Annotated in this window: 23 protein-coding genes; 10 read left to right on the plus strand and 13 right to left on the minus strand. The window is 63.8% G+C overall.

Annotation, left to right across the window (positions count from 1 at the left end; all coding sequences use genetic code 11):
- Positions 1 to 4: 4 nt before the first annotated feature.
- Complete coding sequence (locus tag ACBG85_RS00680) at positions 5 to 193, minus strand: streptamidine-related RiPP repeat protein (protein ID WP_003943543.1); 189 nt, start codon at positions 191 to 193, stop codon at positions 5 to 7.
- A gap of 92 nt (positions 194 to 285) precedes the next feature.
- Between ACBG85_RS00680 and ACBG85_RS00685 the strand changes: the two genes are divergently transcribed.
- The 5 genes from ACBG85_RS00685 (at position 286) to ACBG85_RS00705 (ending at position 5,145) form a co-directional block, all read left to right on the plus strand.
- Positions 286 to 1,545, plus strand: a complete 1,260-nt coding sequence (locus tag ACBG85_RS00685; RefSeq protein ID WP_030535879.1) for an MFS transporter — start codon at positions 286 to 288, stop codon at positions 1,543 to 1,545.
- An 84-nt stretch (positions 1,546 to 1,629) separates the two neighbouring features.
- Positions 1,630 to 2,697 carry a FecCD family ABC transporter permease gene (locus ACBG85_RS00690; RefSeq protein WP_372025822.1) on the plus strand — a complete coding sequence of 356 codons (1,068 nt, stop codon included), beginning with the start codon at positions 1,630 to 1,632 and terminating at the stop codon, positions 2,695 to 2,697.
- Positions 2,694 to 3,488 (plus strand): ABC transporter ATP-binding protein, encoded by a 795-nt coding sequence (locus ACBG85_RS00695; RefSeq protein ID WP_042453274.1) that lies wholly within the window; start codon positions 2,694 to 2,696, stop codon positions 3,486 to 3,488. The genes ACBG85_RS00690 and ACBG85_RS00695 overlap by 4 nt, the downstream gene beginning before the upstream one ends.
- A complete protein-coding gene (locus ACBG85_RS00700; protein ID WP_064073624.1) occupies positions 3,485 to 4,465 on the plus strand; it encodes an ABC transporter substrate-binding protein in 981 nt (326 codons plus the stop codon). The genes ACBG85_RS00695 and ACBG85_RS00700 overlap by 4 nt, the downstream gene beginning before the upstream one ends.
- Positions 4,462 to 5,145, plus strand: a complete 684-nt coding sequence (locus ACBG85_RS00705; protein ID WP_064073623.1) for a SagB family peptide dehydrogenase — start codon at positions 4,462 to 4,464, stop codon at positions 5,143 to 5,145. Before ACBG85_RS00700 ends, ACBG85_RS00705 begins: the two co-directional genes overlap by 4 nt.
- Before the next feature lies 1 nt (position 5,146).
- Here the strand turns inward: ACBG85_RS00705 and ACBG85_RS00710 are convergent, their stop codons facing one another.
- The 4 genes from ACBG85_RS00710 to ACBG85_RS00725 all read right to left on the minus strand — a co-directional run bounded on the left by ACBG85_RS00710 (position 5,147) and on the right by ACBG85_RS00725 (position 8,846).
- Positions 5,147 to 5,431, minus strand: a complete 285-nt coding sequence (locus tag ACBG85_RS00710; protein ID WP_007735909.1) for an SHOCT domain-containing protein — start codon at positions 5,429 to 5,431, stop codon at positions 5,147 to 5,149.
- Entirely contained in the window at positions 5,428 to 5,880 is a 453-nt protein-coding gene (locus tag ACBG85_RS00715) for a DUF6325 family protein (RefSeq protein WP_064073622.1), read from the minus strand. Before ACBG85_RS00715 ends, ACBG85_RS00710 begins: the two co-directional genes overlap by 4 nt.
- A 3-nt stretch (positions 5,881 to 5,883) precedes the next feature.
- A complete protein-coding gene (locus tag ACBG85_RS00720) occupies positions 5,884 to 7,530 on the minus strand; it encodes an MFS transporter (RefSeq protein WP_050657053.1) in 1,647 nt (548 codons plus the stop codon).
- A 68-nt stretch (positions 7,531 to 7,598) separates the two neighbouring features.
- Entirely contained in the window at positions 7,599 to 8,846 is a 1,248-nt protein-coding gene (locus tag ACBG85_RS00725) for a hypothetical protein (RefSeq protein ID WP_042453265.1), read from the minus strand.
- Between the two features lie 18 nt (positions 8,847 to 8,864).
- On the opposite strand from ACBG85_RS00725, the gene ACBG85_RS00730 reads away from it, so the two are divergent.
- Positions 8,865 to 9,452: a DinB family protein gene (locus ACBG85_RS00730; RefSeq protein WP_003944177.1), complete on the plus strand. Its 588-nt coding sequence runs from the start codon at positions 8,865 to 8,867 to the stop codon at positions 9,450 to 9,452.
- Between the two features lies 1 nt (position 9,453).
- On the opposite strand, the gene ACBG85_RS00735 is transcribed toward ACBG85_RS00730, so the two are convergent.
- Together ACBG85_RS00735 and ACBG85_RS00740 are read right to left on the minus strand one after the other, a co-directional pair.
- The gene (locus tag ACBG85_RS00735) at positions 9,454 to 11,016 is read right to left on the minus strand and encodes a YfcC family protein (RefSeq protein ID WP_050657054.1); all 1,563 of its coding nucleotides are present in this window, start codon (positions 11,014 to 11,016) and stop codon (positions 9,454 to 9,456) included.
- A complete protein-coding gene (locus ACBG85_RS00740) occupies positions 11,013 to 12,389 on the minus strand; it encodes a M20/M25/M40 family metallo-hydrolase (RefSeq protein ID WP_080726737.1) in 1,377 nt (458 codons plus the stop codon). The genes ACBG85_RS00735 and ACBG85_RS00740 overlap by 4 nt, the downstream gene beginning before the upstream one ends.
- Before the next feature lie 150 nt (positions 12,390 to 12,539).
- On the opposite strand from ACBG85_RS00740, the gene ACBG85_RS00745 reads away from it, so the two are divergent.
- Genes ACBG85_RS00745 through ACBG85_RS00760 form a run of 4 tightly spaced genes read left to right on the plus strand, consistent with a single transcriptional unit; the run spans position 12,540 to position 19,518 of the window.
- Positions 12,540 to 13,175, plus strand: coding sequence for a TetR/AcrR family transcriptional regulator (locus tag ACBG85_RS00745; RefSeq protein ID WP_019746323.1), 636 nt, complete (start codon positions 12,540 to 12,542; stop codon positions 13,173 to 13,175).
- A 24-nt stretch (positions 13,176 to 13,199) separates the two neighbouring features.
- Positions 13,200 to 14,897: an AMP-binding protein gene (locus ACBG85_RS00750; RefSeq protein WP_372025827.1), complete on the plus strand. Its 1,698-nt coding sequence runs from the start codon at positions 13,200 to 13,202 to the stop codon at positions 14,895 to 14,897.
- Positions 14,894 to 18,091 (plus strand): carboxyl transferase domain-containing protein, encoded by a 3,198-nt coding sequence (locus ACBG85_RS00755; RefSeq protein WP_372025829.1) that lies wholly within the window; start codon positions 14,894 to 14,896, stop codon positions 18,089 to 18,091. Before ACBG85_RS00750 ends, ACBG85_RS00755 begins: the two co-directional genes overlap by 4 nt.
- Before the next feature lie 56 nt (positions 18,092 to 18,147).
- Positions 18,148 to 19,518, plus strand: a complete 1,371-nt coding sequence (locus tag ACBG85_RS00760) for a sulfatase (RefSeq protein ID WP_003944134.1) — start codon at positions 18,148 to 18,150, stop codon at positions 19,516 to 19,518.
- On the opposite strand, the gene cysC is transcribed toward ACBG85_RS00760, so the two are convergent.
- From cysC to ACBG85_RS00790, 6 genes are all read right to left on the minus strand, one after another.
- Complete coding sequence (gene cysC / locus ACBG85_RS00765) at positions 19,515 to 21,395, minus strand: adenylyl-sulfate kinase (RefSeq protein ID WP_058227363.1); 1,881 nt, start codon at positions 21,393 to 21,395, stop codon at positions 19,515 to 19,517. The genes ACBG85_RS00760 and cysC overlap by 4 nt on opposite strands.
- Positions 21,395 to 22,309: a sulfate adenylyltransferase subunit CysD gene (gene cysD / locus ACBG85_RS00770; RefSeq protein ID WP_234551145.1), complete on the minus strand. Its 915-nt coding sequence runs from the start codon at positions 22,307 to 22,309 to the stop codon at positions 21,395 to 21,397. Before cysD ends, cysC begins: the two co-directional genes overlap by 1 nt.
- A complete protein-coding gene (locus ACBG85_RS00775) occupies positions 22,306 to 23,115 on the minus strand; it encodes a Stf0 family sulfotransferase (protein WP_042920623.1) in 810 nt (269 codons plus the stop codon). Before ACBG85_RS00775 ends, cysD begins: the two co-directional genes overlap by 4 nt.
- Before the next feature lie 122 nt (positions 23,116 to 23,237).
- Positions 23,238 to 24,179, minus strand: coding sequence for a copper resistance D family protein (locus ACBG85_RS00780; RefSeq protein ID WP_003944164.1), 942 nt, complete (start codon positions 24,177 to 24,179; stop codon positions 23,238 to 23,240).
- 4 nt (positions 24,180 to 24,183) lie between these two features.
- Positions 24,184 to 24,702, minus strand: coding sequence for a copper resistance CopC family protein (locus ACBG85_RS00785; RefSeq protein ID WP_064073620.1), 519 nt, complete (start codon positions 24,700 to 24,702; stop codon positions 24,184 to 24,186).
- Positions 24,702 to 25,376, minus strand: coding sequence for a YcnI family protein (locus tag ACBG85_RS00790; RefSeq protein WP_064073619.1), 675 nt, complete (start codon positions 25,374 to 25,376; stop codon positions 24,702 to 24,704). The genes ACBG85_RS00785 and ACBG85_RS00790 overlap by 1 nt, the downstream gene beginning before the upstream one ends.
- Between the last annotated feature and the right edge of the window lie 29 nt (positions 25,377 to 25,405).

Raw genomic sequence — 25,405 nt, forward strand, 5'->3', positions numbered from 1 at the left:
GGTTTCAGCTCTGGAAGCTGAACGGGTTGTCGACGAGGGCGTTGGTGCCCACACCCTGCAGGGCGTGTGCGGACGTTGCCTCGGCAACCGGCTCGAAGGTGAACGGGTTGTCGACGAGAGCGTTGGTGCCGACGCCCTGGAGTGCATTGGCCGGAGCCGAGTTGGAGACGCTGTCGAACGAAATGTTGCTCATTGTCATCCCTTCCGTAATGGAAACCATTTCCATTACGATGCCACCGTACGAAAGATCGCCACGGAGAGCAACAGGTACAAGAGAGTGCATACATGAGCGAGACCCCGACGACGGGATCCGTCGAAGCGCAACCACATGTCTTTCGGGACAGATCGTTTCGATTGTTCTTCACGGCTCGTACGATTGCCGTAGCCGGTGCGGCGGTCACCGGAGTGGCCATGCCGATCCTGGTGTTCGACATCAGCCGGTCTCCGTTTCTCACCTCGCTCGCGGCTGCGGGGACGGTTCTGCCGTATCTCGTGTTCGGCTTGTTCGCCGGCGCCGTGGCAGACCGAGTCAACCGACGGACGGTCATCCTGTGTGCGCAGGCCGTTGCTGCACTTGCCTTGGCGAGTATTCCGGCAGCGCAGGCACTCGGCGTATTGACGGCGTGGCATGCCGTCGGCGTATCGATGTGCATCGGAACGTGTTTCGTGTGGTTCGACGCCGCTGCTTTCGGAGCGCTGCCTGCTCTGGTCGGTCGGCAGAGGATACCGGCGGCCAACAGCGCGCTGTGGACGTCCAGCACGCTGATCGATGTTGTCTTTCCGGCGATAGCCGGCGTGCTCGTGGCCTCGATCGGCCCGGCCTACGCATTGGGTGCTGATGCACTGGCTTACGTACTGGCCGGGCTGGCCATGGCCTCGATCGGAGCCTCGTTTTCGATTACTCCTGCGGCGCCGAAGAAGTCGGGAACCGGAATTGCGCGTGACATACGCGAAGGCCTCAACTTCCTCTGGCAGTCGCCGCTTCTGCGGGCCTTGACCGGCGTCGGCTTCGTCAATTCGCTGACGCAGGGTGCGGTTACGGCGCTCCTGGTGGTGTACGCATCCGAGAGGCTGGGGATTTCGACGTCGAGTCCGATGATCGGCGCCGTGTGGACGGCCGTCTCCGTGGGTGGAGTGGTCGGGGCAGTCTTGCTCCCACGCCTACCGGCGCAGTGGCCGGTCGGGGCGATCACGGTCGGGGCGCTGACCATCGGCCCGGTGGTGCTGTTCGTCGTTGCGACAACCGGCAATACCGGCGCCGCGATCACGGCGCTCGTCGTCTACTCCGGCTGTGCGACCGTCACCATCCTCAATGGCATCGGTGCACGTCAGCGCCTGACTCCGGATCGTCTGCAGGGGCGCGTGAACACCACGGCGAGGATGGTCGCCTGGGGTGGTTCGCCGGTCGGCGCCTTGATTGCCGGGGCAATCGCAGGACGCTGGGACATCGGCACCGCCTACCTCGTTGCGTGCATCTTTGCGCTGGTCGGGGCGCTATTCGCGTGGGCGAGCGCGCTGCGGACCGACCCTTACCCGCACAGATGAGCATGTGACTATTAATGAAAACGACTGTCGTTATGATTAGATCCACCTGTTCATGACTGCGAACCCCACCGACTCAGGAGTGCGATGACGCTGACCAGCGAGGCAGCACCACGAGTGCCGTCGCGTCCACATCCCGTCGGCGAGCGCGGGTACGTCCCGTTTCTGTTGGCCACGGCGGTTGTGCTTGTCGCGGTCTCCACCGTCGCGGTGTGGTCGGGTGCCGCGTCGGTGTCCTTTGCCGACGTGTTCGCGGTGTTGTTCGCACACGTCGGCGGTCCGCCGGTCGACCCGCTGCTCGATCGGATCGTGTGGGGATTGCGGGTACCGCGCATTCTGATTGCGGCATTGGCGGGCGCCGGATTGTCGTTGGCCGGCGCCGTGCTGCAAGCGTTGGTGCGCAACCCGATTGCCGATCCGTACATTCTGGGCGTGGGTTCCGGAGCATCCTTCGGTGCAGTACTGATCATGACGACCGGCATCGGCACCGGCCTGTCGATCGGTGTCCCGGTGGCAGCCTTCCTGGGGGCCATGGTCTCCCTGATCGCGGTTCTCGTACTGGGTCGGCGAGAGGGAATGCTCGTCCCGCTGCGCATGGTCCTGGCCGGAGTTGCCATCGGCTATCTGCTCTCGGCTGCAACAAGTTTTGTGCAGTTGCGCGCCGATCCGAGTCAGCTTTCGGGAGTGCTCTTCTGGTTGCTGGGCTCGGTGAGCGGGGCCAGTTGGTCGGATCTCGGTGTGCCCGCCGCGGTGATCACCGTCTGTGCGGCAATTCTGTTGACACAATCGCGCCAACTCAACGCGTTGGCCATGGGAGACGAGAGCGCGCAATCGGTCGGCGTGGACGTGCGCCGTACCAGGTTGCTACTACTGGTGATCGCGTCGTTGCTGACCGCGGTTGTCGTATCCGTCGCCGGGGGAATCGGTTTCGTGGGGCTGCTCGTGCCGCACGCCGTACGACTTCTGGTCGGTTCCGATCACGGCAAGCTGCTCCCCGCGACCGCGTTGGTTGGTGCCACCTTCCTGGTGATCGTCGATCTTGCGGCTCGGATGTTGGATGCGCCCAACGAATTACCGCTCGGGATCATCACCGCCGGATTGGGTGCACCGTTCTTCCTCTGGTTGCTTCGACGGGACGGCGGTGCGCAGTCATGAGATTGTCGGCCAGCGGAATTCACGTCGTTCGGGGCGGACGCCTCGTGGTTTCGGGTGTAGACCTCGAAGCGCCCGAGGGAAGCGTGGTCGGACTCGTCGGACCGAACGGCAGTGGAAAGTCCTCCCTCCTGCGCGCGTTGTATCGCTCGATGAAGCCTCGAAGCGGAATCGTGAAGGTGGACGAGGTGAATGTTTGGGACGATCTCTCGCCTCGATCGGCGGCACGCATCATCGGTGTTGTGGGGCAGGAGCATTCATCCGATTTCTCGTTCAGTGTCCGCGAGGTGGTTGCAACGGGTCGGACGCCGCATCACAGCGCGTTCTCTCGACTCGGCGAGATCGACCGAGACATCGTCAGCGCCGCACTGGTGCGAACCGGCATGCAGGGCTTTGGATCACGTCTCTTCGCCGAACTGTCCGGCGGAGAAAAACAGCGTGTGATGTTGGCCCGGGCGATCGCTCAACAACCGTCGGTGCTGGTCCTGGACGAGCCCACCAACCACCTCGACATCCGTGCTCAACTCGAATTGATGGAATTGGTCGCCGAACTCGGTACCACGACGATTGTCGCGATCCATGAACTCGCCTTGGCCGCAGCGTATTGCGACTACGTCTGTCTGCTCTCCGGCGGGGTAGTTGTCGCGACAGGACCGACGGCCGAGGTCCTCACCGAGGACCTGCTGTCCGAAGTATTCGGGGTTCAGGTGCATCTCGGCACTCATCCGTTGACCGGGCGCCCCCTGCTCTCGTTCGCCCCTCCGCTCCTACACACGAAAGAAGCAGTGTCTTGAAATCCTCGATACGTACTGCCGCGCTGTTGTGCTCGGCCGTTACCGCCACCGCAGTACTGACCGCATGCGGAAACTCCACGGCGGATTCGGCGGCGTCGTCGTCCGAGAAGATCACCGTCACCAATTGTGATCGCGAGGTCACGGTGCCCAAGACGGCGGAGCGGATTGTCTCGCTGTATCCGTCGATGACGGAACTTCTCATTCAGCTCGGCGCCGCCGACCGCATTGTCGGACAATCGAATACCGACCTCTCTCCTCCCAGCCCCGAACTCGCTGATCAGTTCGCGGCCGTGCCGGTACTGAGCACCGGAGTTCCCGCGAAAGAAGCATTGCTCGACGCCCGTCCGGATCTGATCGTCTCCGACGGGGAATACTGGTTCGACGGTGACCGATTGCAGACCATGGACGAATTGCGTGACCTCGGCATCCCGATCTTCGTGAACAGCGGCTACTGCCACAAGGCCGTCACCGAGGGGCGGATCGACGACGTCTGGTCCGACCTCGACGGTCTCGGCGCCTTGACCGGAACAAGTGAGGCGGCAGCAACCCTCCTGGCCGACGGCAAGAAGTCCCTCGCAGCAACCGAGGCATCTGTCGCCGGGCAGGAGCCGGTTCCCACTGTGATGGTTCAGGTTTCGGAGGGACAGTCCTATGCTCTGGCCAGGGGCCTCTACAGCAGTGTGCTCGAGGCCGCCGGGGGAAGCAATCTTTTCGAGAACGACCTTCCCGACGGAAAGTACTTCGGCCAGGTAGCCACGGAATCGGTGCTCGCGAAGTCGCCGAAGGCTGTCCTCGTCGTCTACTCCACCGAGTCGGCTCGGGAATCCACCCTGGATGCTGCGCGGACGGCATTTGCCGGAACCCCCGCCGCGACATCGAATGCGATCTTTGCCGTTCCGGAGGCGTGGTTCGCCGGCGAGTTGGTCTCGATCGACGGGGCCGGCGAGGTGTCTCGCCTGCTGCACCCGGGTTCGTGACTGCACTCGAGCGAATCGAGGCCGTCGTATCGCTGCATGCAGTGTTGGACCGGACGGTGAGTCCGTCGGAGCTACCGTTCGACGAGCACGCACTGCCGCCGGTGACGTGTGAATCCGTGGAACTGCCGGCCGCGACGCCACTGCCGGCCTGCGGGTTCGCGGACGTCTTGCAGGCACGGCGGAGCCGCTACGACCCCGCACAGACGGCACTCCGAGCAGGCGAGCTGTCAAACGTGTTGCACCACAGTGTTGTCAGCAGCCCGACGGCGGGCGGGATGCGCGAACTGACGCTGTCGTTTGTTCTCAGCCGACCCGGAGACGAGCTCGGAGCCGGGGTATACCGATATGCCCGAGGCCGTGCCGAAGCTGTCCGGCCAGGCGACGTGCGAGAGCACCTTCGAGCGAGCCTTCTCCAACCCGAGTTCGTCGACGTGTTCCCGGTTCTTTTGTTTGTGGTCGCCGACGTTGAAGCGCCGCTCGAGAAGTACGCGATGCGGCACTACCGCACGATGCACGTGGATGCCGGTGTGCTGGTTCAGAATCTGTACCTCGTGACCGAGGCGATGGGACTTGCGGGCTGCGCCATCGCAGGATTCACGGATACGCGAGTGGCATCTCTGTTGAATCTCGCGACGACGCAGCTTCCCGTCATGGCTTTTGCACTCGGGAGGCGCAGCTAGGTCAGGCGAGAATACGTGCCTTCTGGGTCTCGAACTCGGCCTCGGTCAATACTCCCGCATTCTTGAGTTCGCCCAGCTTGGTGAGCTGTTCGAGCTTCAAGTCCATCGATGCTGCCGGAGCTGCCTGCGGTGGCAGGGGTGGTAGATCGGGAATCGGTGGCACCGGCTGGGCCTGCGCTGCGCGAGCCTGATCTTCGGCGGCCCAACGGGTCCGCTGACGGCGCTGAACATTGCCGTGAATGGAGCTTGCGACGGCTACCCGGCCGGCTCGCCTCAAGAAACTCATGCGTCCTTCTCCGTATTGCCTGGTGCGGTGTTGTCCAGTGCAGCAGCCAGTTCGTCCAAGCTCAGGTGACCTTCGGTGACAATCTTTGCGCCGCTGCGGGTCCACGCGTCGATCACCGGCAGTATTGCCAGTTCCTCGTAGACGAGTACGGTGGCAACACTTCCGGCGGCCAACTCGTCACCAACGGCAGCGAGGTCGCCGGCGTCGAGCAGTCCGGAGGCTGCGCCGTCGAACTGCGCCAGATCGAAATCTGCGAGTTCGAAGGTCGATGCCGGTACGACGGCCACTGATCCATCGGCGGCTTTGGTGACGAACTCGAGGTCGAGGATGCGGATCACGCCGGAGTCGACGAGAGTGAGCAGCTGCTCGAATCCTGCGGAGGTCGGTGCACCGCCGGGAAACTCGACGGCAACGTATTCGATCGGACCGAATTGGTCTTGGTTGGACATCGGTTACTTCTTGCCCTTCGTGGGTTGCGGTTCTTCCAGAGCAGGTACTTCGTCGGGCATGCGGCCGGCCGGAATGATGGCGAGCAGGGAGAGTCCGGCGAGGACGAGTAGCGAGGTTCGCAGGGCGCGCAAGCGCGCTTCGGTGTTGATCCGGATGGCTTCGTCGATCTGTGCTTGTGTCGCCGAGGTGTTTTCGAGCGTCACGACGAGTTGATCGTTGGGGACGAAGTTGACCTGGTCGAGATTGATCCCGGACTCGACCTTGAGTGATGCCGGGATGGTGGGGTTGTCGATCAGCTGCGAGCTGACGAGGGAACCGAGGATTCCGACGGCGAAGACGCTGGCCACCGCGATGCCGACGCTGCCGGACATGTTGTGTACCAGTCCCCGCCAGGCACCGACGTCGCCGGCCAGTTCCTTGGGAGCTGCGGTGAGGAGGGTGTTGAACACCAGCGCAACGATGGCGCCCTGCCCGAGGCCGAGGGTGATCAGTCCGATGACGACAAAGATCTGATGCCAGTCGCCACGAATGGTGAAGGCCAACAAGATGAGTCCAGCGGCAACGACGACGAACCCGGCTCGTGCGATCAGACGCGGGGAGTACGTCTTGTACAGACGCGCGACGACGGTGCTCGCGATGAAGATCGAAAGTGTGTACGGGATGATCGAGAACGACGTCTGCAAGCTGCTGCGGCCCTGGATGATCTGCATGTACAGCGGAATGAGGAAGTTGGCCGCGGTTCCCACGAACATCATCGTCGCCATGCAAATCGTGGTGGCGCGCTCGGCGCCGGTCTTGAGGACGTCGAGGTTGAAGAGCTGAGGCTTGTTTTGCGCCTTGCGGCTTCGCGTCCACTGGAAGAATCCCTGCGCGCAGATGGTGCCGAGGACGATCAGGATGGCCGCGGGTGAAACACCGATGACCGAGAACGGCGCAGCGTCGGTGGCCAGGATGACGCCCCACGAGTTCAGGCCGCTGAAACCGAAGCTGAGCAGGATGACGGCAACGGCAGCAATGGCGGCGCCGGCCCAGTCGATGGTGATGTCCTTCTGCGGGGGAACAGGTTTGACCCGGAAGCTCAGGATCAGGTTGACCACCGCGAGAGCCACGACGAGGGCGAACGAGTATCGCCACCCGATCGTCGTCGCGAAGGAACCGGCGATGAGCAGCGCCAGCACACCGGCCGCCGGGATTGCTGCTGCCAGGTAACCGATGGCCTTTGCCTGCTGATCGCCACTGAAGTTCGTGGCGATGAAGACCGTCAACGCAGGAGCGATGAGGGCGATCACGGCGCCGGATGCAGCTTGGGCCACGAACAGCATTGCCGGGCTCTGACTCAGGGCGACCGCGGCCATTGCGAGGCCGTGAATCGCGACGGCAATCTGGAAGACCAGACGCGTTCCGTAACGGGCGCCGATCTTGGCCCCCAACAGAATGAAGGCAGCCATGGCGAAGGTGCCCGCGGTGATCGCGGTGCCGACACTTGTTGCGGGCGTGTCGAGATCGGTGGTGATGCCGGCCATCGAGACGGTCAGGGCGTTGACGGCGAACGACGCCTGAATCTGGGTGAGGACCACCACGATGAGTGGTAGCCAGGAGGCGGTGCTCACGGCGGCCGTTGTGGCGGCCGCGCCAGGCTTTACGGACATGATGGGTCACGCCTTCCTCGACACTGCGTGTACTCGCGACGTGCCCGGATCAGCCACGCACGGCTACATTAGCCGGAATTGTGCTGAATGGTCGCCTGCAAGTGGTTGGTTTCTTCGCGGTAGACCACCATCTCCCGGTGCAAGGCGCGCCGGAAGCGCGGTTGCTCGGCCAGCAGTACCGCCAGCACGGTCAGCAACAGCCACGTCGCGGCCGCGCTCGCGAGGAGCAGCAGGACCGGAATCCACGGACCGCCCATCTGCTCGAGCAGCGTCGTCTTTGCCCAGACGCGCCAGTAGAGCATCAGATTGACGATCAGTCCGACACCGTACGAGATGACGAAGGACAGCAGGAACTGCTTCCACGTGCCGTCGTGGCGCCGCGCCGTCATCGGTTCTGCCCGCAGCGGCAAGCTCACCGACATCACGTTCGCGACCCCCAACCAGAGCAGGATCATGGTCAGCACCTGGCCGCACGCCTTCACCAGGTCGGCACTGCTTCCGGAGCGCCACGCGAGGACGGCGCTGAGCAGGAACCCGGCGCTGCCGACGAGGAGCAGCATCACCGCGTTTTTCGCGACGAGCACGTGCCAGAGCCTCGTTCCACCGGACAACGCAGCGCGCACGCGGCCGGCGTCGAAGCTGAGCGCATTGGTGCACACGACGCTTCCGACCACACCCGAGAGTGCGTACAGCGCAAGATAAGGCAGTCGATCTTCCTTGGCGTCCCACTGGAAGAGGCGAATGAATGCCAGGTACGCCAAGCCCATTCCGAGGCTCAGCCCCAGCCGAAATGCGATCGACCGAGGCTTACCACTCACCACGTGCCGTGCTTCCTCACGGATCCGGGAGCCGAGATCCTGCACGTGCCGGACGACGGGGTTGCCCGAGTTCAGCGGGACGTAACCGCGGATCGCGGCGGCGACGGTATCGGTGTCACCGGCATCGAGCGCGGCGACGCGTGCTTCGAGAACCGCAAGGTGGGCGGCGCGCAAGGCTATCCGTGCGGTGGTCACCGCGGCGACGGCGTCGGCCTCGGCCTGCGCGGCGGTGCCGATGCCGGCGTCGGCGGGCAGTGGCGGCTGCAACGTCGTGATCAGTTCGAGTTGACGCGCCATGTGCGGCGACGGTGACAACCCGCTGTACGACGGTCGGCTCAGCGCTGATCGTTCGTCGTCGAGCGAATCACGGACGGCCGCGGCAGCCTTGCGGACGGCTGCCGGGTTGTGCCAGCGCACCGACCGGGCGTCACGCTCGGCGGCGACGGCCCGGGAGGCAACCTCGGTCAGATCCTCGACCGCTGTCAATGTCTGCTCCACTCGGTTTAGGTTGGTTTCATGACCACCAACTCGGAAAAGGAAGATCTCCAGCGGTACCTGCAGGCAGCACGTGATGCGCTCGTCTGGAAGCTCGACGGGCTGTCGGAGTATGACATTCGGCGCCCGATGACCCGGACAGGGACCAACTTGTTGGGTCTGGTCAAACACATGATCGGCGTCGAGCTCGGGTATTTCGGTCCTACGTTCGGCCGTCGGGTTCCCGATCTCCCCGCGTGGTTGCGTTCGGAGGAACTCAACGTCGACATGTGGGCCCGCGCCGACGAGTCCACTGCCGACATCGTCGAAACCTATCGCCGCACCTGGGCTTTCGCCGACGCCACGATCGAGGAGCACGATCTGGACGCCCCCGGCTTCGTGAAGCACTGGCCGGAGGATCGTCGCGACGTCACACTGCACCGGATACTCGTTCACGTTGTCACCGAGATCCATCGGCACGCCGGCCACGCGGACATCGTGCGGGAGCTGATCGACGGCGCCGCTGGGATGAAGGCGGGCGACAACAATCTGGCTCCCGGTGATGAGGCGTGGTGGGCCGAGTACACCGACCGTCTGGAGACGGCGGCACGCGAGGCCCACCACGCCTGAACTACTCGAATACCGCTGCTGCGCCGATCACCACGACAACGATCACGAAGTTGATCAGTAGCAGTGGCCAGACGAAGCGCAGGAACTTGTCGTAGCCGACCTTCGCCATGGCCAACCCGCCGACAACGACGACGTTGGTCGGGGCAACCATCAGCATCAGGCCGTGGCCCATCTGGAAGGCGGTGATGACGAGTGCTCGGCTGACTCCGGCAAAGTCGCCCAGCGGCGCGAGCAGCGGCATCGCCAGGGTGGCGTGACCGGAACTGGACGGGATCAGGAACGCCAGCGGGATGTTGACGAGCATCACCAGGATCGCGAAGACCCCCGCCGAAGCGCCGCTGACCAATTGCTCCATCGCGTTGAGGATGGTGTCGAGGGTTTCGGTGTTGGTCATGATCACCGAGACGCCGCGAGCGAGCAGGATGACGATCGCCGGTCCGACCATGTCGCCGGCTCCACGCGTGATCAGGGAGACGATCTTCTTCTCACCCATCTTCGCGACTATGCCGACGAGAACGGCGGCGAGGATGAACAGCATCGCCAATTGCGGGAACCACCAGTTCAACTCGAACCAGTAGGGCTCGGTTGCCGTGACGTGATACGCGTCGTACTCGGCCGGACCGGTGGTGGCGCCGAAGATGCTCGACCACGGGATGACGGAGAAGATCATCAGTCCGAAGGTGAGTCCGGTGATGAGCAGTACCAGCTTCTGAGTTCCGGTGAGCTTGCCGTCGATGTCCACCGGCTCGGCCGGCTCTTCGTCTTCGTCGTCCGCGATGTCGAAGCCGACAAGCGACTTGGACGGATCCTTCTTCACCTTTGCGGCGTAGCGGAGAACGAATACCACTGCCACAGCGGTCAATACGATCCACAGGATCACGCGCAGCACGATGCCGTCACCGATGGAGACGCCTGCCTCACCGGAGGCGACGCCGATCGAGAACGGATTGACGGTCGACGCCATGTTTCCGACCAGAGCGCCGAGGATGATCATGGTGGCCGCGACCATGCGGTCGTAACCCAGTGCCGTCATCAGCGGTATGAGCAGGGCGTAGAAGCCGAACGTCTCGACCGAGAAGCCCATTGTCGAACCGAGCAGTGAGAACAGCACCATGATGACGGTGATGAGCAACCAGCCCTTGTCGCTGAGCTTGGTAGCGAGTTGGGAGACAGCGGTTTCGAGACTGCGGGTGGCAAAGCTGACCGAGATGAACGCACCGAGCGCCATGATGAAGAGGACTACGCCGACCGAACCGAAGAGCCGTCCGATGTTGTCGGTGTCGACGAACCCGGTGATCGAATCCTGTACGCCGTAGAGGCCGTTGACGGGGGAGAGGATCAGTTGCTGGATTCGTTCCCAGAACGACAGCGGAGACGTGACGGTCTCGAAGCTGCCGGGAACGGGTGAGCCGTCCACGTCGACGCCGAAGCGTCCGGCCGGAATGAACAGTGCTGCAATCCATACCAGGACGGTGACGATCGCGAGCATCGTGACCGCGCCGGGGAACTCGAACTTCTTCTTGGCCGGAGTAGGTGCGGACCCCGTGTCGGTTTCGGTGCTCATTTCTTCCCCTCGAAGGTGTCGGCGTACTCCTGGAAGAACAGTGCTTTGGCGACGACGGCCTTCTCGAGCTCGTCGAGCAGGACGCGTTCGTTGGGGCCGTGGATGTTCGCGTAACCGTCGGTGGCGCCGAACAACAGCTTCTCGGCGGTGGGCACTGCTGTATCCAAGGCCATCACGAGGGGGATCGAGCCGCCGCCTGCCATCAGCCCGGCCGGCTCACCCCACGACTGCGATAGTGCAGACAATGCCGCGTCGAAGGCCGGTCCACCTTCGGCTGCCGCAAACCCGTCGCCGGTTTCTCCCGCGGTGACGGTCAGTTGCAAACCGAAGGGGCGCAGGGCTTCCAGGTGCCGGACCAGAGCAGCCTGCGCCTCGGTGGCAGGTTGGCGCGGGTGTACGCGCAGATTGATCACGGCGCGGGCAGTGCTTGCGACGGCGTTGACCGCACCGTCCACAGGGGGAGCGTCGATTCCCGTCACGGTGATGGCCGGGCCCGACCAGATGCGTTCGCCGATGCCGCCGGTTCCGAGCAGCGGAAGCCCGTCACGGATCTCGGCGAGGGTGCGGAACTCGTCCTCGGTGTATGAACTGCCGGTCCACGGTTCGCGCATGAGGCCGTCGACCGCCACGTCGCCGTTGTCGTCGTGCAGCGACGCCAGTGCGCGGATGAGCGCGAGGCGGGCGTCCGGTGCGGCGCCGCCGTAGAGGCCGTTGTGCTTGTCGGCTCCGAGAGTGGTGAGTTCGACGATCACCTGGGCCGATCCGCGCAGTGCGACGGTCAGGGTCGGTGATCCGGGTCGAACGCTCCCGACGTCGGCGATGACCATTGCGTCGGCCGCAAACAATTCGGGGGCTTCCGGCGGATAGTTGTCGAAGGGGCTGCCGAATTCTTCCTGGCCTTCGATGACGAGCTTGACCGTCACTGGCGGCTTTCCGTCGAAGACGCGAAGCGCGCCGATCATGCCGATGACGTTTGCCTTCGAATCTGCCGTACCGCGGCCGTAAATCGCGCCGTCACGCTTGCTCGGTTCGAAAGGCGGTGAATCCCAGAGTTCGACGTCGTCGGCGGGAACGACGTCGTAATGCGAATACATCAATACGGTCGGGGCTCCCTCTGGACCGGGAACTGTTGCAATGATGACCGGCGCAGTTTTACCTGTTATTTCGAGTTTCTCTATCTTCGTGACTCCGGACTTCTCCAATAGAGAAACGATCAGGTCGTGAGCCTCGAACAGGGGCTCGCTGGGGAAACCTTCTGTTGCTATCGACGGAATACGAACAAGTTCGACGAGTTCCGACTCCAGTGCCGGCATCAAAGCTGCAACTGTTTCCTTGATTGTGGAATAGGAGGGCGAGGCGGATTCTTCCGGCACGGAATTGACTCCTTCTGGGAAAGGCGAAAAACATTAGAGGCAGAGTCTTACACCCGATATGCGGGGTGTGAAAGGGTGACCCGAACAAAAAGCCGAAGTGGGGCGCCGGGCTCGCGATTCTTGACATTGACGTCAACGTCAACACACACTGTGACGGTGACCACCAGTGAAACGCAGGAGCGAGCGCGGACAGCCCGCAAACTCGGCGACGGTCCACGCCGTGCCGGACTGCTCGACACCGCTGCCCTCTGCTTCGGCGAACTCGGATACGACGCCGTGACGGTCGAGACGATCACGACCAGGGCTGATGTGTCCCGGGCGACCTTCTACGCGTACTTCTCGTCGAAGGACGAGGTCTTCCGCGCCGTCGCCGAAATGATGTGCCGACGCTTCCTCGACGCTCAGCACATGGAGGGCCCGGCGGCCGAGGATCTACGCGAAGTTCTCCGAACGACCACGTCGGCGTTCATCACGGCCGTGTACACCTACGGTGACCTGCTCGCGGTGATCGAGCATCGGGCGCGGGTGGATTCCGAGGTCGAGCGCAGTTGGTCGGCGGTTCGCGAAAAGCTCGTGAGCCGCTACGTCCGCTTTGTCGAACGGATTCGACAGGTTCACGACGTAGATCCCTGTGTTTCGCCCCCGGTGCTCGTTCAGATGATCTCGGACGCACAGATGGCCGGTGGAGCACGACTGAGTAAGGCGAGTGTCGAAGAGCAGAACCAGTTCATTGCAGATATGACGACGATGTCCGAGCGGTTGATCGGGTTCGAAGAGTCGAAATAGATTTTTTTACGAATGGAGTGATCGGTGGCAGAACAAGACGTGCTCGAAGCGGCTCTGGCGGAGATCTCTGCGCTGCAACACGCGCATTGGCCCGCCGGCATTCCCCGCGCCGTCGAGTATCCGCTCGAAGGTGGGGGACTTGTCGATTACTTGCGGCATTGGGCGATCGAGCGGCCGGATACTCCTGCCATCGTCTTCTACGGCCGGGTCATCACGTATTCCGAATACGACGAGCTTTCGGATCGTTTTGCCGGATGGCTGCTGTCACTCGGAGTCGAACGCGGCGATCGCATCGGCGTTCACCTGGTCAATTGCCCTCAGTTCCATATCGCGATGCTCGGCATTCTCAAGGTCGGTGCGGTTCACGTGCCGATCAATCCACTCTTCCGTGAACATGAATTGATTCACGAACTCAACGATGCCGGCGTCAAGGTCCTACTGACGCAGAACACCTTCTCGAAGTTGGTGAAGAAGGTTCGCTCACAGACTCCACTCGAACACGTCGCGAAGACTGCAGTGTCGGACATGCTGACGGCGATCCCGACCGTCGAACTGCCCTTCGAGGTCGACGATCCGCGCCTGAGCGACTGGCAGTCGATCATCACCAGTGAGCGGGCGACTCCTGTCGCCACCGAACTCGATTCCCTCGCCGCCCTGAACTACACGGGCGGAACGACGGGAATGCCCAAGGGCTGTGAGCACACTCAGCGCCACATGGTTTACACCGCGGCCACCGCGACGCTTGCGGGCGGTGACCAGGTGGGTGCCAATCCGCCGGTGTCCCTGGTGTTCTTGCCGATCTTCTGGATCGCAGGTGAGGACTTCGGCATCCTGGTTCCGCTCGTCAACGGCGGAACCGTGGTCCTGCTGAATCGTTGGGATGCGGAGACCACGCTCGACGCTGTCGAGGCTTACGGCGTGACCTCGCTGGTCGGAACTGTCGACAATTACGTCGAACTGATGGACACGCCAGGATTCGCGGAGCGAAATCTCTCGACACTCCAGAACGTCATGGCAGTTTCGTTCGTTCTCAAACTCGATCCGGCCACGCGCCAGCGGTGGCGCGAGGCTACCGGCGGCGTTCTGCGCGAAGCGAGCTACGGCATGACCGAAACCCACACCGCGGACACGATCACCCTCGGCTTCCAGGACGGCGACTACGACCTGAAAAGCGAGCCGGTGTTCTGCGGAATTCCGGTGCCCGGCACCGACGTTCTGATCGTCGATCACGACGGCAGGCCGGTTCCCGTCGGCGAGCACGGGCAGATCATCGTGCGCAGCCCGTCCATCCTTTCCGCGTACTACCGCAACGAGGCGGCCACCGCCGACGCCATCCGTGACGGCTGGCTGCAGACCGGTGACGTCGGAAAGTTCAGTGAGCGTGGCGGTTTGCACTATTTGGCGCGGAACAAGGAAATGATCAAGACCAACGGCATGAGTGTCTTTCCCTCCGAGGTGGAAGCGCTGCTCATGCTGCACCCGGCGATCGAAAAGGCTGCGGTGGTGCCGAAACCGGACCCGGACAAGGGGCAGGTGGCTTTTGCGTTTGTCCAACTGGTCGAGGGTTCCGACACTGCGGCCGACGAGATCGTCTCGTGGGCCAAGGAGAACATGGCCACGTACAAGGTGCCCGAAGTGGAAGTGCTCGAGGCGCTTCCGATGACAGCGACAGGAAAGGTGCGCAAGGGCGATCTGTTCGAGCGCACTCAGGGGGACAAGTGAGACTGCTGATTGCGAACCGCGGCGAAATTGCGCTGCGGATCATTCGAACTGCCCGTGAACTCGGGATCGAGACGGTGTCGGTGTACGCCGAGGACGACGCGTCCAGTCCGCACGTCGCGGCGGCCACGGAGTCGGTGCCGCTCGGAGCGTCGGGCGCATCCGCGTATCTCGATCAGGGGGCTTTGCTGAAGATCGCGGCCGAAACAGTCGCCACGCACGTGCACCCGGGTTACGGGTTCCTCAGTGAGAACGCCGAATTCGCGCAGGCGTGCACAGAGGCCGGCATCGTCTTCGTCGGCCCGGACGCCCAGGTTCTCCGGACTTTCGGCGACAAGGCCAGTGCCCGCACCGCGGCTGTCGATTCAGGAGTGCCGGTCCTGCCGTCGACATCGGCGAACGCCGACCTCGACGAGGTGCGTGAATTCTTCGAGCGCAATTCCCGCGGGATCATGATCAAGGCGCTCAGCGGCGGCGGTGGCCGCGGCATGCGCGCGGTGCGTGACCCGAAAGCACTCGACGACGCGTACCGTGTGTGTGCGGCCGAAGCCCAGTCGGGATTCGGCAGTTCGGCACTGTTCGCCGAGGTGCTCAGTGAGCACGCTCGGCACATCGAAGTGCAGATCGTGGCGGCACCGGGGCAAGGTGGAACCCACGCGCTCGCTCTGGGTGACCGCGATTGCAGCGTCCAACGTCGCCATCAGAAGTTGATCGAGGTTGCGCCCGCGCAGGGGCTGTCGGGGGCCCTGCGCGAGCGTCTTCACGCTGCGGCGGCGAGGCTGTGCGCCGAGGTCGGCTACCGCGGCATCGCGACGGTCGAGTTCCTGGTCGAGGAACGCGGCTTCGTCTTCCTCGAGGTCAATCCCCGAATTCAGGTGGAGCACACGGTGACCGAGGAGGTCACCGGAGTCGACCTCGTCGCCGTGCAGCTCGCGATCGCGGACGGAGTTCCGTTCGAGAACCTGGACCTGCCAACAGGGATCATCGCTGTCGAGAAGGGCTTGGAGACAGTCGGATCCGTGGCAAACGCTTCGGGAATCGCGATCCAGACCCGCGTCAACATGGAAACCATGACGCCGGACGGCAATGCGTTGCCCTCGTCGGGCACGCTCGACAACTTCACTCCTCCGGGCGGGCCCGGCGTGCGAGTGGACACCTTCGGTACGGTCGGACTCTCGCCGAGTGCGCGTTACGATTCGCTCTTGGCGAAGGTGATCACCCACACGCGTCGAGCGGATTTCCCTGCCGCGGTGCGTAAGTCGATTGCTGCTCTCAGTGAGTTCGCCATCGACGGTGTAGCGACCAACCTCGAATTTCTGCAGGCAATACTGTCGGACAAGGACTTCCGCGACGGCCTGGTCGACGTCGACTGGTTGGGTTCTCGATTGGCGGACCTCGTCCCCGAAGTGGGCCCACAAACGCCCTCCTCGTCTGTGGACGTGGCACCGGACGAGGATGTGGTCCGTGCACAGATGGCGGGCATCGTCGTCGAACTCGCGGCAGTCGGTGACGGCGTCCATGCGGGTGGCCAGGTTGCCGTCCTCGAGGCGATGAAGATGCAGCATGTTCTCTCGGCGCCCGGTGATCTCGAAGTGGTCCGGGTCCTGTCGTCACCGGGGAGGTCGGTGGGTGCGGGCGAACCGTTGCTCGTCGTCCGTAGTGCAAGCGCGGGATCGAAGCTCGCCGAGGTCGACGAGGTGGACCTCGACGACGTGCGTCCCGATCTCGCGGAGATCATCGCTCGCCACGAGGTGACCCTGGACCCGGCCCGGCCCGCAGCCGTGGCGAAGCGTCACAAGCTGGGACGCCGGACTGCTCGCGAGAACGTCTACGACCTGGTCGACGACGACAGCCTGGTCGAGTACGGCGCTCTCGCGCTGGCGGCGCAGCGGAGTCGGCGAAGCGAGGAAGACCTGATCGCCAACACTCCTGCCGACGGGTTGATCGGCGGAGTGGCGACCATCAGCGGCGGCGAGAGCGTCGTGATCTCGTACGACTACTCGGTGCTCGCCGGTACCCAGGGCATGCGCAATCACGCCAAGACCGACCGCCTGCTCGAGATCGCCGATCGCAAGCGAGTTCCGGTGGTGCTGTTCGCGGAAGGTGGCGGCGGTCGCCCCGGTGACACCGACGCCGGCGCCGGGGCGGGCCTCGAGCTGGGAACCTTCCGCGCCATGGCGGCGCTGAGCGGGCGGGTGCCCATGGTCGCCGTCGTGTCCGGGCGCTGTTTCGCAGGCAACGCGGCCCTGGCCGGCGCGTGCGACGTCCTGATCGCGACACCGGACGCCAACATCGGGATGGGTGGTCCTGCCATGGTCGAGGGCGGCGGGCTCGGAAACTTTCGCCCCGAGGACATCGGCCCCATCGACGTGCAGCGCCGCAACGGCGTCGTACACCTGGTCGCTGACGACGACGCTCATGCGGTGGCGCTGGCCAAGCAGTACCTCGGCTACTTCCAGGGTGCGAGCGGAGAGTGGACCGCTCCGGATCCGCGGCTCTCGCGGCATGTGGTGCCGGAGAATCGCCTGCGCTCGTACGACGTTCGTGGAGCGATCGACGCAATCGCGGACGTCGACAGCGTCCTGGAACTGCGTCGAGACTACGGACGCGGTGTAGTAACCGCACTCGTTCGTGTCGAAGGAGTTCCGTACGGTGTGCTGGCGAACAGCAGCGAGCATCTCGGCGGCGCGATCGACGCGGAAGCCTCGGACAAGGCTTCGGATTTCCTGGAACTGCTCGAAGCGCACCGCATCCCTCTGGTGACGCTGTGCGACACACCGGGATTCATGGTGGGCCCGGATTCGGAGGAGGAGGCGACGGTTCGAAGGTTCGGCAGGTTCTTCGTTGCCGGTGCTCGCCTCACCGTGCCGTTCGGAACGATCATCCTGCGCAAGGGTTACGGGTTGGGCGCCATGGCAATGGCCGGTGGTTCCTTCCACGCCCCCGAGTTCACGGTCGCGTGGCCGACGGGCGAGATCGGGCCGATGGGTCTGGAAGGTGCTGTGCGTCTCGGTTTCCGCAAGGAACTCGAGTCCGTCGAAGATCCGGTGGCTCGGGAAACGCTGTTCGGTCAGTTCGTGGAACTGGCCTACGCACAGGGCAAGGCGCTGATGGCGGCGACCACGTTCGAACTGGACGACGTCATCGATCCGGCCGATACCCGCGGATGGATCAGACAACTCTGCAGAAACAGTTGAGATCCTGCTGATTCGAGCTGTTGCCGCACGTGGGCGGGGCAACTAGCCTTGCCCACGTGTCGGCTGCGCGAGATAACGTCCTGATCATTCATTGGCACGACCTGGGGCGGCACCTCGCGAGTTACGGTGTCGCCGGGGTCAACAGCCCCCATCTCGACCGGCTGGCGGCAGAAGGCATCCGGTTCACCGACGCACACGCGACGGCGCCGCTGTGCTCGCCTTCGCGCGGATCGCTCTTCTCGGGCAGGTATCCGCACAACAACGGTCTGATCGGGTTGGCGCACCACGGCTGGGAGTACCACGCTGAGGTGCAGACGCTCCCGCAGATCCTCTCCGACAACGGTTGGTACACCTCGCTCTTCGGCATGCAGCACGAGACTGCGTATCCGAAGCGACTGGGCTACCACGAGTACGACGTCACCAACTCGTTCTGCGACTACGTGGTTCCGCGTGCCCAGAACTGGCTACGACGCTTCCCGCCCGAGCCGTTCCTGCTCACCACGGGATTCTTCGAAACGCATCGCCCGTACCCCGCCGATCGCTATACCCCGGCGGACACCGCAGCCCTGGAGGTCCCCGGATACCTTCCGGACGTGCCACAGGTGCGCGAGGATCTGGCCGAATTCCACGGCAGCGTAGAGGTGGCCGACGCCGCGGTGGGGGAACTGCTCGCGACCCTCGAGGAAGAGGGGCTCGACGAGAACACCTGGGTCTTCTTCCTCACTGATCACGGCGCGGCGTTCCCGCGTGCCAAGTCGACGCTCTACGCCCCGGGTACCGGTATTGCCTTGATCGCTCGGCCTCCCGCGCGGTATCGCAGTGGCGGAAAGGAATACGAGACACTGTTCAGTGGTGTGGATCTTGTTCCGACCATTCTCGATCTGCTCGGAATCGACGTCCCCACCGAGGTGGAAGGGCGCTCGCACGCCGATGCCCTCGTCGACCGCGGAACTGAACCGTCCGAACCCGTTCGTACTTCCCTGTTCACGGAGAAGACCTTTCACGACAGCTTCGATCCCATTCGTGCGGTGCGCACCAAGGACTACAGCTACATCGAGAACTACGCCGTCCGCCCGGCTCTGGATCTACCGCTCGACATCGAGGACAGTCTTTCCGGAAAAGCGCTCGGCACCGAGCATCTTGCGGTACGCGCACCCCGGGAGCTGTACGACCTCCGTGCCGACCCGGACGAGAAGATCAATCTGATCGATCGACCGGAAGTCTCGGCAATACAGGCGGAATTGTCCTCGCAGCTTCACACGTGGCGCGCCGAAACCGACGATCGTCTCCCGGACGAGGCATTGGGAAGCGCGATGGCGGTGCACCGCATGGCGGCGTACCTCGAGAAGATCGGTGTCCGACCCAACGTGCGGTCCGCCTACAGTGCGGACCGCGGTTACCTCGAGTCGGACACCGAAAATCCCTAGGGCCTTGCGGCTTCGCGCTCTTCCAACAATGCGATGACCCGCTCGACCAGCTCGTTGATGTCAGCGCCGGTTGTGTCGAATGCCAGGTCCGGGTCCTCCGGCGTCTCGTAAGGCGCGTCGATTCCGGTGAGCCCCTTCAGTTCACCCGCCCGCGCACGTGCGTACAGGCCCTTGGGATCACGGCGTTCGCATTCTTCGACGGGGGTGGTGACGGCAATTTCGAGGAAGGTGAGCCCGGCAGCTTCGTTGAGCGCGCGCGCAATTGCTCGATCCGAACGTAGTGGCGAGACCATCGACGCGATCGCCACCACGCCGGCGTCGGCGAACAGTCGAGTGAGATGCCCGACGCGTCGGATGTTCTCGGCTCGGTCTCCCGGCGAGAACCCGAGATCGTCGGAGATACCGTGGCGGACGTTGTCACCGTCCAGGAGATACGCGGTGCGTCCCGCGTCGACGAGCGCACGTTCGACAGCCACAGCGACGGTGGATTTTCCGGAGGCAGGAAGGCCGGTCAGCCAGATCGTCGCGCCCCTCTGGGTGGTAGACGCCCATCGCCGTTGACGTTCGAGTGAGGACGGATGCCACTTGATGTCGTTGCGGGTCTGCTCGCCGGGAACGACGACGCGTGGTTCGAGAATGGTGCCTGCGCCGACGGTGTCGTTGCTCTGCTCGTCGATCAGGATGAAGGCGCCAGAGTCCCGATTGTGGTCGTAGGTGTCGGCGACCACCACGGAACTGGTTCGGAGCGTGACCGTTCCGATGTCGTTGAGTCCCAATTCGACTGGGCTGTCCTGCTCGTCGAGCGTTTCAGGATCGAGACGGGTGTGCAGTTCTTGGACGGTCGCTCGCACGGTCCGGGACGTGTGTTTGAGCGCTATCCGATCGCCCGCGCGCAACGGTGTGTTGGACAACCAGCAGATGGTGGCTTCGAGTTCTCGGGCCAGAACCGGCAAATGAGCCTGCGCACCGCCACTGACCAGAACGTCGCCACGTCCGACGTCGATGTCGTCGGCCAGTTCCACCGAAACCGACAGTGGTGCAACGGCAGTACTGCGGTTGTCGTCGAGAGTGTCCAGACTGATCACGGTGCTCTTCGATCCGGACGGCAGGACCACTACCTCGTCTCCGACGCTCAGTGTGCCTGCCGAGATCCGGCCGGTGTACCGGCGACGATTCTGCGGATCGGGGCGCGAAACCCATTGCACGGGAAGCCGAAGCTCCTCGATGTGCGTCGCGGGCGCATGGAGTTCGACGCCTTCGAGGTACTCGAGGAGCGTCGGCCCCTCGTACCACGCGGTGTTCTCGGACCGCGTCACGACATTGTCGCCGGCTTTCGCGGAGACCGGTATGGCGAGTACGTCCTCGCGTCCGACTTGCCGTGCCAAGGCCCGCAATTCTTCCTGCACCTGAGCGAATCTCGCTTCGTCGAAGTCCACCAGATCGATCTTGTTCACCACGGCTACAAGGTTCGGAACACCGAGCAGTGCGGCGATTCTGGCGTGCCGGCGCGTCTGACGCAACACGCCGGTCCTCGCGTCGACCAGCAGGACCGCTACGTGAGCGTTGGATGCTCCGGTGAACATGTTGCGCGTGTAGCGTTCGTGCCCCGGGGTGTCGGCGAGTACGTAACTTCTTGTCGGGGTGGAGAAGAATCGGTACGCGACGTCGATCGTGATGCCCTGTTCACGCTCGGCACGTAGTCCGTCGGAGAGTGCAGCCAGGTCGGCGACACCGTGCTCGTCGGTCACGGAATCGAGGTGATCGGTTGGCAGGCTGTCGGTGTCGTGCAACAGTCGTCCGATCAGCGTGCTCTTGCCGTCGTCGACGCTACCCGCCGTTGCCAGCCGCAGGAGTTGGCGAGTGATGGTGGTCGTCATCAGAAGTAGCCCTCACGCTTTCGGTCTTCCATCGCGGCGACCGACGTTCGGTCGTCTGCGCGAGTCTCGCCTCGTTCGGAAACCGTCGCGGCCGAGATTTCGGTGACGACGTCGTCGATGGTGGTGGCATGAGATCGAACGGCGCCGGTGATGGTCAGATCGCCGACGGTTCGATATCGCACCCACTCGGTCGTTGCCGCGGCGTTCTCGGCGTCGGTGCTGAATTCGGAAGCAGCGAGGAGCATTCCGTCACGCTCGAATACCCTCCGCTGGTGCGCGAAATAGATGGACGGCAGTTCCAGTTCCTCCTGGGCTATGTAGCGCCAGATGTCGAGCTCGGTCCAGTTGCTCAGCGGGAAGACACGAACGGACTCGCCGCGTCTGATCCGACCGTTGTAGAGCGACCACGGTTCGGCCCGTTGCGCTCGCGGGTCCCACTGGCCGAACTCGTCACGGAAGCTGAGGACTCTTTCCTTGGCGCGCGCACGTTCCTCGTCCCGGCGGGCGCCGCCGAACGCGGCGTCGAACCTTCCAGCTTCGAGAGCGTCGAGCAGGGTTCTGGTCTGCAGGCGGTTTCGCGATCTGCTGGTCTCGGTCGACTCCTGCACTCGACCCTGGTCGATCGAATCCTGAACGGAAGCAACCAGAAGTGTGTGCCCGCCCTCCTTGATTCGGCGGTCGCGAAATTCGATGACCTCCTCGAAATTGTGACCGGTGTCGACGTGCAGGACCGGGAAAGGGAGTGGGGAGGGCCGAAACGCCTTCTCGGCCAGACGAAGCAGGACTATCGAGTCCTTGCCGGCCGAGAAGAGCAGTGCCGGTCTCTCGAGTTCTGCCACCACCTCTCGAATGATGTGAACCGCTTCGGATTCGAGAACTCGGAGTTCGTCGACGACATCGGTGACGGTGCTCATGTGACGGGATATCCGTTCTGTTCGGCGTCGATGCGATAACGCTGCACCCATTCGCGGGATCGTCCGTCGCTCTGACGACGCAGCGGCGGTGGCGGGGCCAGTTGTCCGTCGAGGCCGAGGGAGATGAGGGTTTTTGCGACCACGGATTGCGGGTCTTCGGTGAGATCGCGGAACCCGACTTCGATGGGAGAGATGTCCTCTTCCTCGAACCAACGCTTCCATTGGCGTTCCTGCTCACCGAGAATCGTCACCAGGTGCGCGATTCCGACTGCGTTGTACTGCGCACCGTCCGAGAGATTCGGTGGAGTCGCGTCGTCGCGCCAAACCTGTGTCTGCACGGCGCGCCACATCGACACAGCTTGAGCGACGACATCTTCTCGATAGACGTGGATGAACTGCAGGTCGTGATCGAGGGTGTCGTGGAGTGCAGAACGTAGGTCCGTCCCACTGCGCCAGGGCAATCCGGCCGCGCGATCGAGTAGGAGCGGCGTCTGGTTCCACATCAGCTTGCCACCCCAGACTCCGTTGGGGGTTCGGCCGAGTTCGAGAAGTTGTGCGCGCCACTGTTCGGAGGTGCGAGTGTCCGGCGTGCCCGGGTGGAACGGGGCGAGCAGACCCAGGACGGACTCGTCCGTGACGTCTTCGAACCACTGCCTCGGTTGCGGCGATCGCGAGGTCTCGGGGAGGTACTGGAAGAACTCTTCCGGCTCACCCGCGACCCCGGTTGCTCGCAGGGATTCGACCAGCAAAGTACTGCCGCTGCGCTGCGAAGCGCAGACGAGAAACGAGCGTTGGGCCTCCGTCATGCGAGCAACGCTAAGGGGGGCCGGAAACCGCCGCAAGCTGGGAAAATAAACTCACGTAGAGGTTAAATCTCGACGTGAAACGTTAAATGTGCGGGTCACGAAATGTCGCGCTGAGGCACGTCTTACGCAGTTGTCGCAAGGGCCGCGGCAAGCCCGAATGCGATGGCCATGAAGACAACTTCACCGATGGCGCGACGCAGGGATCCGTCCGAACTCATGCGGTGTGCAGCGCTCGCGACCACCCATGTCCGGCGCCACCACCATCCCAGGGCGACGAGCAGTCCGATCGCCACGATCTTGGCGAGGATCACCCGGCCGTATGCGGTGTCGTAGAAGGCGGAGAGTGAGTCGAGTCGCACGACGGCGTTGACGATACCGGTGACGACCAGCGCGAGGACGCATCGCCAGGCGAGAGCGGAGTACTTGGGCAACCAGATCGCCCAGGCACCGCGCGACGGTACGGCAAGCGCGAGTGCGGCGAGCACGCCGAACCACAAGGCCGCAGCGAGGACGTGAACGGCGTCGAGGATCGATCCGAAGCTCTGCTGCGCCATGTGCCCGGTGATCGGGCGGGCAGCGAGCGCCAACGCGGAGACGACCAATGCCGGTGCGACGGGCACCGTCTCGGGATTGGTGAATCCGTAGATGCCGTAACAGACGACGGCAAACGCGCACGCGATGATCGCGACGCCGACGCGGCCGACGTTGACCTCGGAGACGAATGCGCCGAAGTGCCCGATGGTCAGCGAGGTGACCGGGGCGCCGTCGGCCGCTGCGGCATTGAGCACGAGGAGCGTGATCTCGGCGACGAGCCACACTGCTGCCACCGCGGTGAGCTGAGTCCACATGACGGCGGGGGTTGTTGCCGGGCGGCGTTCACTGCGGCCCATCCAGGCGAGCGTCGCGATGCCGAGCGTCAACGAACCACATCCGATCGCGAGAACGCGGACCGTGCTCGACGATTCGGGTCCCGACGGGCTGGCGAGGCCCCAGGCGATCAGGACTCCCAGCAGAGCTGTGGGTACGGCAAACAGCAACCACCACCTGTTTGCCGTACCCGTCACGCGATCAGCTCGACTTCGGCTTACGGAGCACGAAGAACAGCGCACCGCCGAACACGACGACGCCGGCGACGATGAAGATCCACACCGGCATGCTGCCGGACTCCGACTCACCCGTACTCGACGCGGCGGCAGCGCCGGGAGTGCCCGACCCCGCCTCGGTGAGGGTGAACGTCAGGGTTCCGTTGACGGGGTGACCGTCAGCGGAGGTGACGCGGTACGCGATGGTGTAGACGCCGGTCGGCCCGAGATCGCCGAGGTCTGCACTGACAGTGGGTCCTTCGACGGACGGATCGCTCTTGGTCCAGAGGTTGCCGTCCGGACCGGTGACGGTCAGCGCCGCGAACTGTGCCTGCAGAGCCTCGTTGAACGTGACCGAAACCGTGTCAGGCGCAACTTGAATGGACGCACCGTTTTCCGGGTTGGAGCCGACCACCGCGGAGTGTGCACTGGCCGTGCCCATTCCGAGCATCGTGGCCAGCATCGCGAGCATGCCGACGGTGATGACCTTGATCCGGGTACTCATCAGCGCTTGCTCCTGACCAGTGCGCCGAGGCCGAGTGCAGCGCCCAACGCGCCGAGCACCAGGCCGACGCCGCCGAGCCAGCGGGCGGTGTTGTCCGACGAAGAGTCAGAGGCTTCGGATGCGGCGGACGTCTCGGCAGTGTTATCGGCAGAGGGGGCTCCGTGGGCATCGCCGGTGGACGCGGCGAGAGTCAGCGTCGGGGCGGGCTTGTCCGGCTCGCTGCCGTCGGCAAGCTCTTCCTGATCCCAGTTGACGACGTTGCCGTCGCTGTACGTCTGGACGGCCTTGAACTCGACCTCTTCCTGCTCCGGCAGCGGGCCGGCAGAAAGGACGAACTGCTGGAACTGGCCGGGGGCGATTCCGACGCCGGGGTCGGCGGTCCACGTCACGGACTTGGCGACCAACGAGGTGGGGTCCTTCTCCACGACGGCGGTCCAGCCGGGCATCGGTTCGGTGCGTGCCGACTTGAGGTCGGGGAGCGCCACCGTCAGTTTGGTGGTCGAAGCGGTGTCGGATTCGGTGGGCACGCGGAACGTGAGAACGGAGTATCCGCCCTGCGCAGCTCCTGGTGCGACGACGCTGACGTGTGCTGAAGCAATTCCGGCGGCCAGCAGCACGGCGCTGCCGGTAGCGACGGTCGTGACAACCGCGCGCGAAATCAGGGTGTTCTTCATGTCGGGAAGTGTCCTCTTGGTCTGGTGAA

This window comes from Rhodococcus sp. NyZ502 (genome assembly GCF_041464245.1).
GTDB lineage: Bacteria > Actinomycetota > Actinomycetes > Mycobacteriales > Mycobacteriaceae > Rhodococcus_F > Rhodococcus_F qingshengii.